Genomic DNA, 16986 nt, shown 5'->3' with positions numbered 1-16986 from the left:
CCGTAGAAAGGACCGCCGCCTGACCCCTAAACCCCTTCCGGCCGGGACAAGCTCGCTGCTCCTTGGGCACATAAGCCCGACCCTGAGCCTGAGCAGTCCCACCCCGGCGCGAACCAAGCTCGAATGAAGGCTGTTGGGTACCAACCCGTTTGACCGCTAGGTAGAGCCCGCGCCAGGCAACGACCCCGGCCATCCAAAACCCCACCATCATCCATCCCGCAGCCACCACCGGCCGCCGGGCCACACCCCCACGCCCACACCCATCACAGGACCCTGTTGACACAAACCCTCATAGGCTGCTCAGGGAGCGGGTGGGGGACGCGCTTTTCTTGCTCCCTGAGGTGCGAGCGAAGCGAGCCTACTTGTGCTCCCTGAGGTGCGAGCGCAGCGAGCCACGAAGGGGCTCGCGAGGTGCCTTACCAGGCCCTTCGTGGCTCGTCGCTATCGCTCCTCGCACCTCAGGGACCAATGGGTGTGTGGCGCTCTCGGATTAGGGAGCGGGGTGGGGACGCGCTTTTCCTGCTCCCTAAGGTGCGAGCGAAGCGAGCCTTCTTGTGCTCCCTGAGGAGCGAGCTTGCGAGCGTCACGAAGGGTCTCAGCTCGCCTCGATGGCCCCGGTGAACTGGCTTTCGTACAGCCGGCAGTAGGCGCCGCGGGCGGCGAGCAGTTCGTCGTGGTTGCCCTGCTCGACGATGTGCCCGTCCTCCATGACGACGATGACGTCGGCGTCGCGCACCGTGGAGAGTCGGTGCGCGATGACGAAACTCGTGCGATCCGACCGCAGATTGGCCATCGCCTTCTGGATGAGCAGCTCGGTGCGGGTGTCGACGGAACTCGTCGCCTCGTCGAGGATGAGGATCGTGGGCCGGGCGAGGAAGGCCCGCGCGATCGTGATGAGCTGCCGCTCACCGGCACTGACGCCACCGCCCTCGTCGTCGAGCACGGTGTCGTAGCCGTCGGGGAGGGTGCGCACGAAGTGGTGGACGTGACTCATCCGGGCGGCGTCGAGCACCTCCTCTCGCGAGGCGGTGGGATCGCCGTAGGCGATGTTGTCGTAGATCGTGCCGCCGAACAGCCACGAGTCCTGCAGCACCATGCCGGTGCGCTCGCGCAGGTCGTCTCGCGTCATGTCCGTGGAGTCGACGCCGTCGACCCGGATGACACCGGAATCGACGTCGTAGAACCGCATGATCAGGTTGACCAGGGTGGTCTTGCCCGCGCCGGTCGGGCCGACGATCGCGACCATGTGCCCGGGACGCGCGACCAGACTGAGATTCTCGATCAGCGGCTTGTCCTCGACGTAGCGGAAGGAGACGTCGTCGAACTCGATGAGTCCCTTGTCCTCGGCGGGCGTCTTCGGATTCGCGGCGTCGGGCGACTGCTCGTCGGCGTCCAGGATGTCGAAGATCCGCTCGGCGGAGGCGACACCGCTCTGCATCAGGTTGATCATCGAACCGATCTGCGTCAGCGGCTGCGTGAACTGGCGCGAGTACTGGATGAACGCCTGCACCTCACCGAGACTCAGCGAGCCCGACGCCACGCGCAGACCACCGACGACCGCGACCGCCACGTAGTTCAGGTTCCCCAGGAACATGATCGTCGGCATGATGACGCCGGAGATGAACTGTGCGCGCCAACTCGACTCGTACAGTTTCTCGTTGCGCTCGTCGAAGGTCGCCTCGATCTCGCGCTGACGGCCGAAGGCGGTCACCAGCTCATGCCCGGTGAAGGCCTCCTCGACCTGAGCATTGAGCGCGCCCGTCGACGACCACTGGGCCGAGAAGTGCGGCTTCGAACGCTTCGCGATGATGCCGGTCGCGATGATCGCCAGCGGCACCGTGGCCACCGCGATGAGCGCCAGCAGCGGCGAGATCCAGATCATCATGATCAGCAGCGCGATCACCGTCAGCACCGAGTTCGCGAACTGGGAGATGGTCTGCTGCATGCTCTGTGACAGGTTGTCGAGATCGTTGGTCACCCGGCTCAACAGCTCGCCGCGCGGCATCGTGTCGTAGTAGCGCAGCGGCAGGCGATGCACCTTGGCCTCGACGTCGTCGCGGAGCCGGCGGATGGTGCCGACGACGACGATGTTCAGCAGGTACCCGGCGAGCCAGGCGAGCGCCGAGGACACCACGTACAGCACGAGGGTGATCAGCAGCACGCGACCGACGGCGCCGAAATCCACTCCGACGCCGGGGGTCACGTCCATCGACGAGACCATGTCGGCGAACGTGTCGTCACCGCTCTCGCGGAGCCCGGCCACCGCCTGTTCCTTGGTGAGCCCCTCGGGCAGGGTGCGGCCGATCACGCCGTCGAAGACGAGGTCGGTGGCGTAACCCAGCACGCGGGGCGCGATCGCGATCAGCACGACCGAGCCGACCAGCGACGCGAGCGTGACCGTCATCAGCAGTCGGTACGACGCGAGCTGTGCGACAACGCGTTTGACCGACGGCCAGAACGAGCGAGGCTTGGATTCGGGTCCGGCCGCCATCGGCGGGTCTCCGGGCCGGGTCATGAGCGCTCCTCCATCGCCATCTGCGATTCGACGATCTCGGCGTAGGTCGGGCACGACTGCCGCAGGTCGTCGTGGGTACCGAGCCCGACGACCCGGCCGCGATCTAGCACGACGATCTGCTCGGCGTCGACGATGGTCGAGATGCGTTGCGCCACGACGATGACCGCGGCGTCGCGGGTGGCGGGGCGCAGTGCGGCGCGCAGCCGCGCATCGGTGGTCAGGTCGAGCGCGGAGAACGAGTCGTCGAAGAGGTAGATCGCGGGCCGTCGGATGAGGGCGCGTGCGATCGCCAGGCGCTGCCGCTGCCCGCCGGAGACGGTCGTACCGCCCTGGGACACCTTGGTGTCCAGGCCGTCGGGCATCGCGGACACGAAGTCCTCCGCCTGCGCGATGCGCAGCGCCTCCCAGATCTCATCGTCGGTGGCGTCGGCCTTGCCGTGCAGCAGGTTCGAGCGGATGGTTCCCGAGAACAGGTACGGCCGCTGGGGCACCAGCCCGACGACCGACCGTAGCTCGTCGGGATCGAGCCGCTTGACGTCGGTGCCGCCGACCCGGACCGCGCCGGAGGTCGTGTCGATCAGCCGCGGCACCAGCCCGACGAGGGTGGTCTTGCCCGACCCCGTCGAGCCGACGATCGCGGTCGTGGTGCCCGGCTCGACGCGGAAGTCGATGCCGCTCAACACCGGGTCGTCGGCGCCGGGATAGCGGAACTCGGCGGCATCGAACTCCACCGTGCCGGGGTGGGTGGCGAAACCGACCGGTTCACTCGGCGGATGGACCGAGGTGTCGGTGGCGAGGACCTCGGAGATGCGTTCGGCGCAGACCGCCGCGCGCGGGGCCATCATCGCCAGGAACGACGCCATCATCACCGACATCAGGATCTGCATCACGTAGCTCATCACCGCGGTCAGTGCGCCGATCTCCAGCGAACCGTCGGAGACCGCGTGCCCGCCGAACCAGATCACCGCGACGATGGTGACGTTGGTGATCACCATGACGACCGGGAACATCAGGGCCATCAATCGGCCGACGTGCAGGGTCGCGTCGGCGAGGTGGTCGTTGGCCACGGCGAAACGCTTGCGTTCGTAGTCTTCTCGCACGAACGCCCGCACAACCCGGATGCCGGTGATCTGCTCGCGCAGGACGCGGTTGACGTTGTCGATCCGTTCCTGCATCGCCCGGAAGCCGGGGATCATCTTCGCGATGATGGCCCCCATCGACACCCCGAGGATGGGCACCGCGATGGCGATGACCCAGGACAGGGCCGGCGCCTCCCGGACGCCCATGACGATCCCGCCGATGCACATGATCGGCGCCATCACCAGGATCGCGCTGCTCATCACGATGAGCAGCTGCACCTGCTGGACGTCGTTGGTGGTGCGGGTGATCAGTGACGGCGCGCCGAACGTGCCGACCTCGCGTGCGGAGAAGGAGTTCACCCGGTGCAGGAGGTCGCCCCGGATGTCGCGCCCGACCCCGAGCGCGGCGCGCGCGCCGAAGTACTGCGCGGTCACCGTCACGATGATCTGGGCGACGCTCACCAGCAGCATCCAGCCGCCGATGCGCAGGATGTAACCGGTGTCCCCGCGGGCGACGCCGTTGTCGATGATGTCGGCGTTGAGGCTCGGCAGGTACAGCATCGCGATGGTCGCCAGCAGTTGCAGCACGATGACGAGCGCGACGTTGATGCGGTACCGGGAGAGGTAGGTGCGGACGAGTCGGGTCAGCATCTAGGCGCCGGGAGCGAAGCGAGCGGGCCGAAGGCAACGGTAGGCGCCGGGAGCGAGAGCCGGCCGGAGTTCACTGCGATCACCTGCGCCAGACTAGTTGCCGCTCGCAACGGACGCCGCCGAGTATCTGCCCACCGGGAATCCGCGCAGGCGGGGACCGTGGGCAGCCGCTCAGGCGGTGGGCGGCTCGGTCAGCGCGACGGCTGCCTCGGCGGTGTGGGTGAGGAAGGTGAACGACTCCTGGAAGTACAGGTTCACCACGTCGGCGTCGTGTGAGTCGTAGCCGATCGACACGTCCTGGCCGATGGTCAGTTCGAAGTCACCGCCGCGGGTGCTCATCACGAACGCGCCGCTGATCGCCGGCGCCCACACGATGTCGCCGGTGAACAGGCGCTGGATGTGTTCGAGGATCGGGTAGCCGTGGTTCGACGTCTCGTTGACCTGGGTGTAGGCATCGGCCGACAGGGCCACCGCGTACGGACCGTCGACCGACGCCAGGCGCAGTGTGCTCAGCGCCTGGCTGACCGCCTCCGGGTAGTCGCGCACGTCGGCGGGCAGCGGGATCGGGGTGGCGGCGGCCTCGGCGCGGATGCCGGTGATCGCCGCCGCGGCGTAACCCTCGAAGATCGCCCGGTCCTCGGCGAGCGCGAGTTCGCGCGCGGCCTCCACGACCGGGTCCCAGTCGGAGTCCTTGGCGCCGCGGTCGACGTCGTCGATGGCCTCGCGGGACACCGTGAACGGGACCTTGAGTTCCACGAGCGACTGGGTGCGCCGTTGGAAGGCGGTGATCCCCTGCGACGGTGAGTCGATCTTGGTGCGATGTCCGAGCGTCACCGATGCGGTGTCGGAGCCGAGCGGCCCGGTCACGTCGACGAGGCGACGGCCCGCGACGTTGCGCTTGAAGGAGCGGGTCGCCTCCTCTTCGATCTCCGCCCAGGCCGCGTCGGAGATCGGTGCAAGTTCGCGATGCAGGTTGTTCATGGTGTCCTCCTGGTGCGGCCGGGTTGTGGCGGATGCGGTGGTCGGATGGCGGGTGTCGTCAGTGCAGTGACCCGATGCCCAGCGAGCCGTCGGAACGGGTCGTCGGGGCGGGGGAAGCCGTGGGTGCGGCGTCGGGCGCGGGTGGCAGGTCTTCGAGGAAGTCGAGTGTCGGGGTGAAGAACTGGGCCCCGGTGACCGCGGTGGTGAAGTCGAGGAGGCGGTCGTAGGTGCCGGGTGGGTCGCCGATGAACATTTTGCGCAGCATCTCCTCGGTGACGTCGGGCGCTGCCGAGTAGGCGATGTAGAACGTGCCGTTGACGCCGGCACCCGAGACGTCGCCGTACGGCATGTTGTCCCGCACCACGTCGATCTCCTCGCCGTTCTCGTCCTCGACGACGTTCAGCGCGATGTGGGAGTTAGGGGGCTTCACGTCGTCGGCCATCTCGACGTTGTCGAGCTTGGTGCGCCCGATCGCGGCTTCCTGCTCCTCGGTGCTCAGGTCGTTCCACGACGACAGGTCGTGTACGTAGCGCTGGATGGCGACGTAGCTGCCGCCCTCGAAGTCCGGGTCCTCCCCGCCGACCGTGATCGCGTCGATCGCCGCCTGCCCGATCGGGTTCTCGGTGCCGTCGACGAAGCCGATGAGGTCGCGCAGGTCGAAGTAGCGGAACCCGTGCACTTCGTCGACGACGGTGACCGCGTCCCCGAATGCCTCGGTGATCTTGGCGCCGAGTTCGTAGCACAGGCCCATGTCGTCGGACTTGATGTGCACGAGCAGATCGGCGGGCGTCGCCGGGGCGGTGTGGACCTCGCCCTCGTAGGGGACGAACGGACGCAGCGAACGCGGACGCGGGCCGGTGAACAGGCGGTCCCACGCCGCGGAACCGATCGACACGATCCCGGCCAGTGCTGCCTCGGGAGCCCGCGAGGACACCGCGTTGTTCAGGCCGGGGATGTCTTCCAGCGCAGCGCGAACCGCGTCCTCACCGCCGTCGTCGATGGTGAAGACGAGGAAGATCGCCGACTTCGTCTTCCGCGTCAGGATCGTTTGGGGCACCGGCACGCTGAACACACTAGCCCATGCGTACAAACCGTGGGGCAGCAGATCGTGCCGCGAATGTATAGGGCAGGCAACCCTTTTCGACGATGGCCGGTGGCCGGTCAGCGGGGCGTTGTGGCCCGCGCCACCGCCCGGCCGGCGGCGCGGCCGGAGAAGATGCATCCGCCGAGGAACGTCCCCTCGAGTGCGTTGTACCCGTGGACGCCACCGCCGCCGAAGCCCGCGACCTCGCCGGCGGCGAACAGGCCGTCGAAGGCGGTGCCGTCCGGCCGCAGGACCTGGGAGTCGAGATTGGTCTCGAGCCCGCCCAGGGTCTTGCGGGTCAGGATGTTGAGCCGGACCGCGATCAGCGGGCCGTGTTCGGGATCGAGCAGTCGATGCGGCTTGGCGACCCGAACGATCTTGTCGCCGACGAACTGTCGGGCATTGGTGATCGCCATCAGCTGTGCGTCCTTGGAGAACTTGTTGCCGATCTCGGCGTCGCGTGCGGAGATGATGCGTTCGAGGTGCGCGAGGTCGAGTTCGGGGCCGCGGGCGATCTTGTTCATCCCGGCGACCAGTTCCGGGAGGTTGTCGGCGACCACGAAGTCGACGCCGTTGCGCACGAAGGCGTCGACTGGTCCCGCGGCGCCCTTCGCCAGCCGGCTCTTCGCGGCCAGCTTGACGTCCTTCGCGGTGATGTCGGGGTTCTGCTCCGAACCCGACAGCATGAACTCCTTCTCCACGATCGTCTGGGTGAGGACGAACCACGAATAGTCGTGGCCGGCCGCCAGGATGGCCTTCATCGTCGAGATGGTGTCGAAACCGGGGAAGTTCGGCGGTGCGAGGCGGTTGCCGTTGGCGTCGAGCCACAGCGAGGACGGGCCGGGGATGATGCGGATCGCGTGGTCGGGCCAGATCGGGTCCCAGTTGTGGATGCCCTCGGTGTAATGCCACATCCGGTCACGGTTGACGATGTTCGCGCCGGCGGTCTCGCTGATCTCCAGCATCCGGCCGTCGACGTGCGCCGGGACACCCGAGATCATCGTCTCCGGCGCGGGACCGAGACGGTCGACTGGCCAGTTCTTGCGGATCAGGTCGTGATTGTGGCCGATGCCGCCCGAGGTGACGATGACCGACCCGGCACGGATCTCGAAGTCGCCCACGACATCCCGGTTCGACGCCTGGCCGCGTTCGGCGTCGGTCGGGGCGAGCGTGACACCCCGCACGCCGACGGCGGCGCCGTCGTCGACGATGAGCTCGTCGACGCGATGCCGGAACCGGAACTCGACGAGCCCGCGCTTCTCCGCCTCCAGGACCGGCTCGGCGAAGACCCGCACGACCTCGGGTCCGGTTCCCCAGGTGAGGTGGAAGCGGGGCACCGAGTTGCCGTGGCCGTCGGCGAACCCGCCGCCGCGTTCGGCCCACCCGACGATCGGGGTGATGCGCAACCCGAGGTCGTGGAGGTACTGCCGTTTCTCGGTGGCGGCGAAGTCCACGTAGGCGCGGGCCCACTGGCGCGGCCAATAGTCCTCGTCGTCACGATCGAAACCGGCCGACCCCATCCAGTCCTGCAGGGCGAGATCCGCGGAGTCTTTGATGCCCAGCCGACGCTGCTCCGGCGTGTCCACCATGAACAACCCGCCCAGCGACCAGAATGCCTGCGCGCCAAGGTTGTTGCGATTCTCCTGGTCGACCACGACGACGCGGCGTCCGGCCTTGGTGAGTTCGTATGTCGCCACGAGACCCGCCAGTCCCGCGCCGACGACCACCGCGTCGGCCCCGTGCTCCGCCACCGCATCTCCTCACACCGCCAAAATGACCGGGCCGGTCCCGGGACATGTGCATTCGCAGACGAGATTAGCCCCGTACTACAGCGCGATGTCGGCGTACCGGTGGAACCACGGCGCGGCGGCTTCGAGGCCCGCCGCGAGGGCGAGGAGATCGCCGTCGGAACCGAGACGACCGACGAACTGCACGCCGAGCGGAAGGCCGGCATCGGTCCAGTGCAGCGGCACGCTCATCGCCGGCCGGCCCGTGAGGTTGGCGAGCTGCGTGTACGGCACCCAGCCGAGGCTCTCGTAGATGAGCTTGTCGACGATCCCCAAGCGGGAGATCGCACGCCCGGACCGCGCGCGGGAGGCGAGCCGCGACGCCCGCTGCAGCACCGGTGGCGTGGTCATCGACCCGACCCGCGGCGGCGGTACCGCGAGGGTGGGCGTCAGCAGCAGATCGTGGGTCTGGTGGAAGCGGTCGAGGGCCAGGACGTGGTCGTTGATGTGGTCGAGCGCGGTGAACAACGGGACGACGCCGGCGGCCCGGCCCAGTTCCGCCAGCGTCAGGGTGTCGGCCTCGAAGTGGGAGTCGGGAGCGCCGGTGAGGCGTCGGACCTCGTCGACCTGGGCGGCGCACTTGGCGAACCAGATGTCGAGGAAGTCGCGGGCGAGGGCGGCGTCGTCATGCGGCGGATCGACCTCCTCGACCTGGTGGCCGAGTTCGGTCAGGATCGACGCCGCGTGCTCGACCGCAGCGACGGCCTCCGGGTGCGGATTCGCGTTGATCGCCGAGATCGTGGTGTACCCGATCCGAAGCAACCGGGGCGGGGTCGCGATCCGGGCACTGTAGGTCTCGGTGTGCAGCGGCGCCGGGTAGGTCGACGACGGCGTCGGTCCGATCAGTGCGTCGTACAGTGCGGCAGCATCACGGACGGTCCGGGTCACCACACCTTCGACGCCCATCCCGAACAGCGGTTCACCGGTCTGCGGACCGAACGGCATCAGGCCACGCGAGCTCTTGAGCCCGAACAACCCGGTACACGCGGCCGGGATGCGGATGGAACCGCCGCCATCGCTCGCCCCGGCCGCCGGCACGATCCCGGCGGCCACCGCGGCCGCACTGCCGCCCGACGATCCGCCGGGGGTCACGTCGAGGTCCCACGGATTGCGTGCGGGACCCCACAGGGTGGGTTCGGTGATGGCCTTCGCGCCGAACTCGGGGGTGTTCGTCTTGCCGAAGACGACCAGGCCGGCGTCGAGGAACCGGCGCACGCCGAAGGAGTGTTCGCGAGCGATGTGCGTGGCGAGGGCGCGCGAGCCGCGGGTCGTCGGATACCCGCGGAAGTCCTGCGCGAGGTCCTTGATGAGGAACGGGACGCCGGCGAAAGGCCCGGTGAGGTCACTGCGGACGCGGGCGTCGGCTTCGGCGTCCATGCGGATCACGATGGCGTTGAGCGACGGATTGACCGCGTCTGCGCGGGCTCGTGCGAGGTCGAGGAGTTCGGCGGCGGTCACCTCGCCGGAGGCCACGTGACCGGCCAGGGTGGTCGCGTCCGCGGACAGATACTCGCCCATGTGCACGTCCCGACCCTAGTTGTTCGGGGAGCGGGCCGAGCGGACTTGACGTCGATGGCCTCGGCCGGCCCGGGCGCCCGGCCCGTCACCGGAGAATCGGACGGTCACCGTTGCCCGGGCAAACCGGTAACGGGAAGATCGAGGATGTGTGGCCCGAACAGATGAAGAATTCGCCACATGCGCCGCCTATGTACGAAATGAGCTGTTCAACGGCGAGTGCTGTGACGTGCACCACCAAAAGATGTCATCACAGGACTCGCTCTCGCCTTTGCCGAGGCGTTATCGTGCCGTTACACTTCAGCACGACGGGTACCGCTGCCCGGGGGGACCAATACAATCCCCCTACGTACGACTCCGTATGCAAGCCCGCAGTAGTACCCGGTAGGCAAGACCCGCAAGCGGCCGGCTCCGGCCGTGGTGATCCAAAGGAAAACTGACGAATGCTGACACGCGCCCGTAAGCGCCTCGTCGCCGGACTCGTGGCTCTCGTGGCCGTGTCGGGTGCGACGCTGGTCGCAGCTCCGCCGGAGGCCTCCGCGGCCAACGGTTGCAATGTCGAGTACGTCCGCTCGAACGCCATGAACCGGACCGTGCCCGTGTGCATCGTCTCGGCCGGCGGCGGCGGACCCAAGCCGACGCTGTACCTGCTCGACGGACTCCGTGCCCCGAACAACAACAGCGGCTGGCTGATCAACACCGACGTCGCCCGCTACATGGCCGGCAAGGGCACCAACGTCGCCATCCCGTTCGGTGGCGCAGGCAGCTTCTACACCGACTGGCAGACCCCCGATCCCAAGCTGGGTGTCAACAAGTGGGAGACGTTCCTGACCCGCGAACTGCCGCGGTACATGGCTGCGCGTCACGGCAGCGACAGCCGTCGCAACGGCATCGCCGGACTCTCGATGTCGGGCACCTCAGCGCTGAACCTCGCATCGCGCCACCCGAACTTCTACAAGGCGGTCGCGTCCTACAGCGGCTACCCGACGGTCACCATGCCGGGCTTCACCCAGGGCATCATGGCCTCGGTCGCGGAGGTCGGCGGCAACCCGTTCAACATGTGGGGCTTCTACCCCGCGGGCACCTGGTTCCAGAACGACCCGTTCCTGAGCGCGGGCAACCTGGCGGGCAAGAACGTCTACGTCTCGTCCGGTAGCGGTGTCGGCAGCAAGTACGACTCGTCGGTCAACCCGGCCAGCGCCAACTTCGACCCCGTCAAGTTCGCGCAGATGATCCCGCTCGAGGTCGCCGCGTCGACCTCCAGCCAGCTCTACATCGGCCGCCTCGCGCTCGTCCCGGGCGTCAAGCTCACCACCCGGATCACCCCGGACGGTGCGCACTGGTGGGACTACTGGCAGAGCACCTTCAAGGAGTCGTGGGCCAAGACCTTCCGCCCCGCCTTCTTCTGAGTCAGACCCTCTGACAAGGGCCGGTGACCTTCGGGTCACCGGCCCTTGTTGTGTCTGCTGGCCGACCAACTCGGACCCGCGCGCAACCCCTGCTGGCCGAGCAGCTCGTGCACGCGTAGCGTGCCCGCGCAACCCCTGCTGGCCGAGCAGCTCGTGCACGCGTAGCGTGCCCGCGCGTCCGTCGAGGTCACTTGGGTAGGACTGGTTGCGGAGGGGCTTCGACTCGGCGCCTCGCTGCGCTCGGTGCCGGCTCAACCCGCGGGGGTGGGCTCGCACCTCTGCTGGCCGAGCAGCTCGTGCACGCGTAGCGTGCCCGCGCAACCCCTGCTGGCCGAGCAGCTCGTGCACGCGTAGCGTGCCCGCGCGTCCGTCGAGGTCACTTGGGTAGGACTGGTTGCGGAGGGGCTTCGACTCGGCGCCTCGCTGCGCTCGGTGCCGGCTCAACCCGCGGGGGTGGGCTCGCACCTCTGCTGGCCGAGCAGCTCGTGCACGCGTAGCGTGCCCGCGCAACCCCTGCTGGCCGAGCAGCTCGTGCACGCGAAGCGTGCCCGCGCGTCCGTCGAGGTCACTAGGGTGGGCCGGGCTGCGGAGGGGTGTGTCACCGCCCCTCAACCACAAACACAACACCGCGGGCGCATCCGGTGGTACCGGATGCGCCCGCGGTGGTCGTTGCGTCGCTGCTTATTCGGGCGGCGGCTGCTTGCGGAAGGTGCGCGTGGCCGAGTCGTCGGGCGGCGGCGTGTCACCGACCTTGGGGATCTGCTCGGTCGGCCGCTCCCACGGGTTGGCGCTCGCAGGTGCTGCGCCGGCCGGCGGTGCGTCGCGCTTGATCAGCGTGGTGTCGCGCTCGTCGGCGGGCGGTGTCGTCGGCGGCGGGGTGTCATCGACCCGGTTGTCGTCGCGGCGTCCGCGGAAGAGCAGCAGCGCGGCGGCGATCAGCAGGATCACCCCGACGATGCCGAGGATGATCGGCACCCAGAAGCCGCCGACCTTCAGCTGGTCGACGTAGCCGCTAGCCTTGCTCGCCTGGTTGGAGACGGTGTCGTCGGTCCACTTGAAGGTGCCCTTCAGGGCGTCCATCCGGAACTCGCGCACCGCTTCCGGGGTGGCGTCGCTCTGGTCGGGCGACTTGAAGTACTGGTGCTGGTCCTCACGACCGTCGACGATGGTCCCGGTCTCCGGCTCGACCCACACGTGGCGGGTCGCGGCGGCGTACCGGTGCATCGTGATCGGGTCGTTCGCCCGCACTCCGCGCCCGGTGATGCCCCACCAGCGGGCAGGCATCGTCAGCATCGTGCCCAGAGCTGCTTCACCCTGCGCGTTGGGGAGGTTGGAGAGATCGGTCTCCGGGACATCACACACGAAGTGATACGTGTTGATCCCGTCGATGGTCTCCTCGCCCTCGAACTTCGCCGCGCAGTCCTGGCGGGTGTTGAGGTCGTAGTACGGGTAGTCGCGCTGCTGCACGTCGAAACCGAACTTGTACTGGTATCCGGTGCGGTTGTCGATGGCGACCGACACGTCGTTGACGTTGCCGCCCTCGGGGACCGCCTCGAGCTGCAGCGAGCTGACCGCCCCGTTGGGTGCCGAGGTCTTGCGGTTCACCGACACGCGGTCGATGGTCGCGGTCAGCAGACCGTCCTCACAGGTGCGGGTCTCGCCCGCAGCCGCGAAGCTGGGTTCGGTCTCGGTTCCCTCGGCGTCGCGCAGGCGGTCGATGCGCACGGTCTGCGCCGACTGCAGGCTCGCCTGGCGGCTGTCCGACGGTTCGATGATGATCGAGCGTCGCTGCTGGGTGAGATGCGCCTCGAGAGTGCGGGCACGATCCTCGGACACCGAGCAACGGTCGAAGATCACCGCCGGGAAGCGCTCTCCGGTCGAACCGTCCGCCGCCACCGTGGTCGCGTCAGAGGTGATGTCCAGATCGAGCGGAACCACCTTCAACTGCGGCACGAGGTAGAGCGGTATGGCGATGGCCGCCGCGATACACGCAGCGCCGAAGAAGGCCAGCACTGCCGGCACAAAACGTCTCATGTATGACTCCTGGAATCAGCTGATCGCTCCCACCCTAACTGTCGCGTGTGCCACAGTTGGCCACAGTCGGTCCGACATGCCGGGATCCGCGGCGGGGAGTCAGCCCGGGGCGGCTCGACGATCGCGTTCGGCCTCCTTCAGGATGCCGGCCATGTATCCGTAGATCTCCTTGTCGGACATGGCCTTCCACCGCGGCGCCAGCAGCTTCGTGTACTTCTCGACGTACAGCAACTGCTTACCCACGAGGACGAGTTCACGCGGGAGCCGTGCGTCGTGGGCCTTGGCGACGGCGGCGAGTTGCCGCCCGAGGTCGGTGTATGACATCGAACCGAGGTCGGTGGTCGACAACGGAGTCGTCACCTTCTTGATGTCCTCCGCGCCCTGCGACGTCGAACCCGGCTTGTGGACGGCGCCGAGGAGGAAGATCGCCCGGCCGGCGGACTCGTAGTCCCCGCGGACCACGAGGTCGACGACGAGCTGGCGGAGTATGCGCCGGGTGCGCGGGGTGAAACGCCCGACGATGCCGAAATCGAGGAGGACCAGCTTGCCCGCGTCGTCGACGAGGACGTTCCCGGCGTGCAGGTCCCCATGGAACAACCCGCCGTGGAATGCCGAGTCCAGCAGGGACAGCAGGAGGTTGCGGCACAGCGCGACTCCGTCGTGGCCTGCGGCGCGTACGGCCGCGACGTCGTCGATGCGGATGGCGTTGATTCGTTCCATGGTCAGCACGCGCTGCGTCGTGAAGTCGTCGTAGACGTGCGGCACGCGGACTCGGTCGCCGTACGGGCCCGGCTGCAGGCAGGCGAACCACTCGCGCATGGTGTCGGCCTCGATGCGGAAGTCCAGTTCGGCGTCGAGGCCGGCCGCGAAGTCCTCGACCACGTGCCGCGCGCTGAGCATCCGCCCGTACTCGGAGATCTCGACGAGGCCGGCGAGGCGTTCGAGGATCGCGACGTCGGGCGCCAGGCGGTCGGCGATGCCCGGACGCTGGATCTTGACGACCACCTCCTCGCCGCCCTGCAGGGTCGCGGTGTGCACCTGGGCGATCGACGCGGACGCGATGGGCACCGGATCGAACGTGGCGAAGACTTCCTCGGGTGCCCGGCCCAGTTCGGCGATGAACTGTGCACGCATGAGCGCGGGGTCGGCGGGTTTCACGCGGTCCAGGAGCGATTCGAACTCGGTGGACATCGATTCGGAGAAAACGCCGGGACTCGAGGCGATGAGCTGGCCGAGCTTCACGTAGGTCGGACCCAGGTGTTCGAACGTGGTCCGGATCTCGTGCGCGACGCGGGCGGCGCCGGGTGGGCGACCCCGTAAAGCGTCGCCTGCCGTGTGGAGGACGAAGCGTCCGACGCCCGCAGCCGCGTGAGCGGTGGTCGTCCCGAATCGCGTGAGCTCGGCGATGGGGGACACCGGGTGCAACTGCGTGCGCTGACCGTCGTCGACTGAGCTGTTGATCGTCACCGTCGGTCATTGTAACGATCATCGGCGGCGGATCCAGTGCCCGCGACGCCGCGACGTGCCGTTATGGCAACGAGGGCCCGCGCGGGGCACACTGGCGGCGTCGGACACATGCATCAGCCCGCATCTGTTCGTGTGTCGTCGGTGCGTCGCGCACCACCCCACCTGCCACCCATCGAATGTGTACCGAGGAGTCTGCATGCCCACCACGGTCAACGCCTACATCGCGCCGGCAGCCGATCGCCCGCTCGAACCGACCACCATCGAGCGGCGTGATCTCGGTCCGAACGACGTGTCGATCGACATCGCGTTCGCCGGGATCTGTCATTCCGACATCCACACGGCGCGCGACGAGTGGGGCGGGACGAGGTTCCCGGTGGTCCCCGGCCACGAGATCGCCGGGACGGTCGCGGCCGTCGGCGAGTCCGTCACCCGGTATGCCGTGGGTGACCGGGTCGGCGTGGGTTGTTTCGTCGACTCGTGCCGTGAGTGCGAACCGTGCCGCCTCGGCGAGGAGCAGTACTGCGAGCGAGGCAACGTGGGGACCTACAACGCCGTCGGACGCGACGGGTCGCCGACGCACGGCGGCTACAGCACCTCGATCGTCGTCGACGAGAACTACGTCCTCCGGATTCCGGACGGCATCGCACTCGACGAGGCCGCACCGTTGTTGTGTGCGGGCATCACCCTCTACTCACCGCTGCGGCACTGGGGCGCGGGACCCGGCAAGAAGGTCGCGATCGTCGGACTCGGCGGGCTCGGCCACGTCGGCGTGAAGATCGCGCACGCACTGGGTGCGGAGGTGACCGTGCTGTCCCAGTCGCTGAAGAAGATGGAGGACGGTCTGCGGCTCGGAGCCGACCACTATCACGCGACGAGCGACCCGCAGACCTTCCGGGAACTGCGGAACACCTTCGACCTCATACTGAACACGGTGTCGGCGAATCTTCCGATCGGCAAGTACCTGGGCATGCTCGCCCTCGACGGCACACTCGTGGAACTCGGTCTCCCCGAACATCCGATCGAGGTCCCGGCGGGCGCGCTGATCGGCAAGCGGCGCAGTTTCGCGGGTTCGATGATCGGCGGCATCGCGCAGACCCAGGATATGCTGGACTTCTGCGCCGAGCACGGCATCGGCGCCGAGATCGAGGTGGTCTCCGCCGACCGGATCAACGAGGCCTACGACCGCGTCGTGGCGTCGGATGTGCGCTACCGCTTCGTGATCGACACCTCGACGCTGTAGGGCTGCGTCGTCATGTTTGCGGCCTGAATGCGGTGGGCACCCGTCGAGGGAGTCGACGTGCCCCGACGACAGGCAAGGAGGCCGCGCATGAATTCGACCCGATTCCGCGAGCTGGCAACTGCAACCGGTCCGTTCGCCACCATCTACATCGACGACTCGCACAACACCGAGGACGCCGCCCACACGATGGAACTCCGGTGGCGAGCCCTGCGGGAGGAACTCGAGTCGGCGGGGGCCGACGCGGCGGTGGTGGAGTCCATCGGCAATGCCCTGCTCGACGGGGCGCCGGCCGTCGGGCCCAGTGGCCGTGCGGTGATCGCCGGTCCCGACGGTGTCCTCCTCGACCAACACCTCATCCGACCACCGGTCACATCCGTGGCACGGTATTCGCCGGTGCCGTACCTGGTTCCGCTGGTCGAACACGGCACGAGCGCCCCGCGACATGTGATCGCCGCGGTCGATCACGCCGGCGCCGACATCGAGCTCTTCGAAGCCGGCGGATCCTCGTTGATGCGCGAAAGCGTTGAGGGAGAGGGCTATCCGATCCACCACGCCGCCGGTGCGGAATCGCCCGGGTATGGGGACCCGCAGCAGCGCAGCGACGAGCAGAACCGCAAGAACATTCGTCAGATCGCCGACCGGCTGACCGCGATCGTCGACTCGGACAACCCCGAGCTCGTGTTCGCGATCGGTGAGCTCTCGTCGATGTCGGATCTGCGTTCGGCGGCTCCGGAGCGGCTCGCCGAGCGACTGGTCGATCTCCAACTCGGCGCCCGGGACAGCGGCATCGCTGACGACGACGTCCGCAAGGCGGTGACCACCGAACTCGAACTGCGCCAGAATCGCACGATGGCCGACGCGGCGGAGAGTCTGCAGGCAGGACTCGGGCATCGCCCGGCCCTCGCGGTCGAAGGACTGACGGCCGTGTGCGGGGCGTTGCGTAACGGCGAGGTCGAGACGCTGATCATCGGCGACCTCGGCGATGCGACGGTCTTCGACGGCGGAGACGCCGCGGGGGGCCTCGACACGATCGCGCCGACGGCGGAGAACCTCTCTGAGCTGGGCCTGGCCCCGGAACGTACGCTGCGTGCCGACGAGGCCCTGCCGGTGGCGGCGGTTCTCACCGGCGCCGATCTGGTCCGGATCGACGAGCGCGTTGCCCCGCGCGACGGGATCGGAGCGGTCCTTCGCTATGCGCCGAGGACGTCCGCCGACGACTGAGAC

At 68.2% G+C, this 16986-nt stretch carries 11 protein-coding genes; 3 read left to right on the top strand and 8 right to left on the bottom strand.

Translation table 11 applies throughout. The features are described from left to right. Positions 1–595: 595 nt before the first annotated feature. The 6 genes from JW364_RS19910 to JW364_RS19885 all read right to left on the bottom strand — a co-directional run bounded on the left by JW364_RS19910 (position 596) and on the right by JW364_RS19885 (position 9615). On the bottom strand, positions 596–2515 hold the full coding sequence (locus JW364_RS19910; protein WP_068971129.1) for an ABC transporter ATP-binding protein: 1920 nt from the start codon (positions 2513–2515) through the stop codon (positions 596–598). After that, the gene (locus JW364_RS19905) at positions 2512–4245 is read right to left on the bottom strand and encodes an ABC transporter ATP-binding protein (protein WP_068971128.1); all 1734 of its coding nucleotides are present in this window, start codon (positions 4243–4245) and stop codon (positions 2512–2514) included. The genes JW364_RS19910 and JW364_RS19905 overlap by 4 nt, the downstream gene beginning before the upstream one ends. 171 nt (positions 4246–4416) lie before the next feature. Beyond that, on the bottom strand, positions 4417–5226 hold the full coding sequence (locus JW364_RS19900) for a family 1 encapsulin nanocompartment shell protein (RefSeq protein ID WP_068971127.1): 810 nt from the start codon (positions 5224–5226) through the stop codon (positions 4417–4419). A 58-nt stretch (positions 5227–5284) separates the two neighbouring features. Then, positions 5285–6289 carry a Dyp-type peroxidase gene (locus tag JW364_RS19895; protein WP_068971130.1) on the bottom strand — a complete coding sequence of 335 codons (1005 nt, stop codon included), beginning with the start codon at positions 6287–6289 and terminating at the stop codon, positions 5285–5287. Between the two features lie 98 nt (positions 6290–6387). Continuing rightward, positions 6388–8061: an FAD-binding dehydrogenase gene (locus JW364_RS19890; RefSeq protein ID WP_068971126.1), complete on the bottom strand. Its 1674-nt coding sequence runs from the start codon at positions 8059–8061 to the stop codon at positions 6388–6390. Between the two features lie 75 nt (positions 8062–8136). Continuing rightward, positions 8137–9615 (bottom strand): amidase, encoded by a 1479-nt coding sequence (locus tag JW364_RS19885; RefSeq protein ID WP_137811001.1) that lies wholly within the window; start codon positions 9613–9615, stop codon positions 8137–8139. A 440-nt stretch (positions 9616–10055) separates the two neighbouring features. Here JW364_RS19885 and JW364_RS19880 point away from each other — a divergent pair, with 440 nt between their 5' ends. Next, complete coding sequence (locus JW364_RS19880) at positions 10056–11021, top strand: alpha/beta hydrolase family protein (protein ID WP_065632259.1); 966 nt, start codon at positions 10056–10058, stop codon at positions 11019–11021. Positions 11022–11702: 681 nt separating this feature from the next. On the opposite strand, the gene JW364_RS19875 is transcribed toward JW364_RS19880, so the two are convergent. Then, positions 11703–13055: a DUF3068 domain-containing protein gene (locus JW364_RS19875; protein WP_065630252.1), complete on the bottom strand. Its 1353-nt coding sequence runs from the start codon at positions 13053–13055 to the stop codon at positions 11703–11705. Positions 13056–13154: 99 nt separating this feature from the next. Beyond that, positions 13155–14522: an AarF/ABC1/UbiB kinase family protein gene (locus JW364_RS19870; protein ID WP_068971069.1), complete on the bottom strand. Its 1368-nt coding sequence runs from the start codon at positions 14520–14522 to the stop codon at positions 13155–13157. Between the two features lie 196 nt (positions 14523–14718). On the opposite strand from JW364_RS19870, the gene JW364_RS19865 reads away from it, so the two are divergent. Both JW364_RS19865 and JW364_RS19860 read left to right on the top strand, forming a co-directional pair. Beyond that, complete coding sequence (locus JW364_RS19865; RefSeq protein ID WP_205334162.1) at positions 14719–15762, top strand: NAD(P)-dependent alcohol dehydrogenase; 1044 nt, start codon at positions 14719–14721, stop codon at positions 15760–15762. Positions 15763–15849: 87 nt separating this feature from the next. Continuing rightward, positions 15850–16983, top strand: coding sequence for a hypothetical protein (locus JW364_RS19860; protein WP_068971067.1), 1134 nt, complete (start codon positions 15850–15852; stop codon positions 16981–16983). The last annotated feature ends 3 nt before the right edge of the window (positions 16984–16986 follow it).

This window comes from Gordonia sp. BP-119 (assembly GCF_016924115.1).
Lineage (GTDB): Bacteria > Actinomycetota > Actinomycetes > Mycobacteriales > Mycobacteriaceae > Gordonia > Gordonia hongkongensis.
The sequence above is the reverse complement of the archived record's forward strand: the minus strand, read 5'-3'. Positions and strand labels throughout refer to the sequence as shown.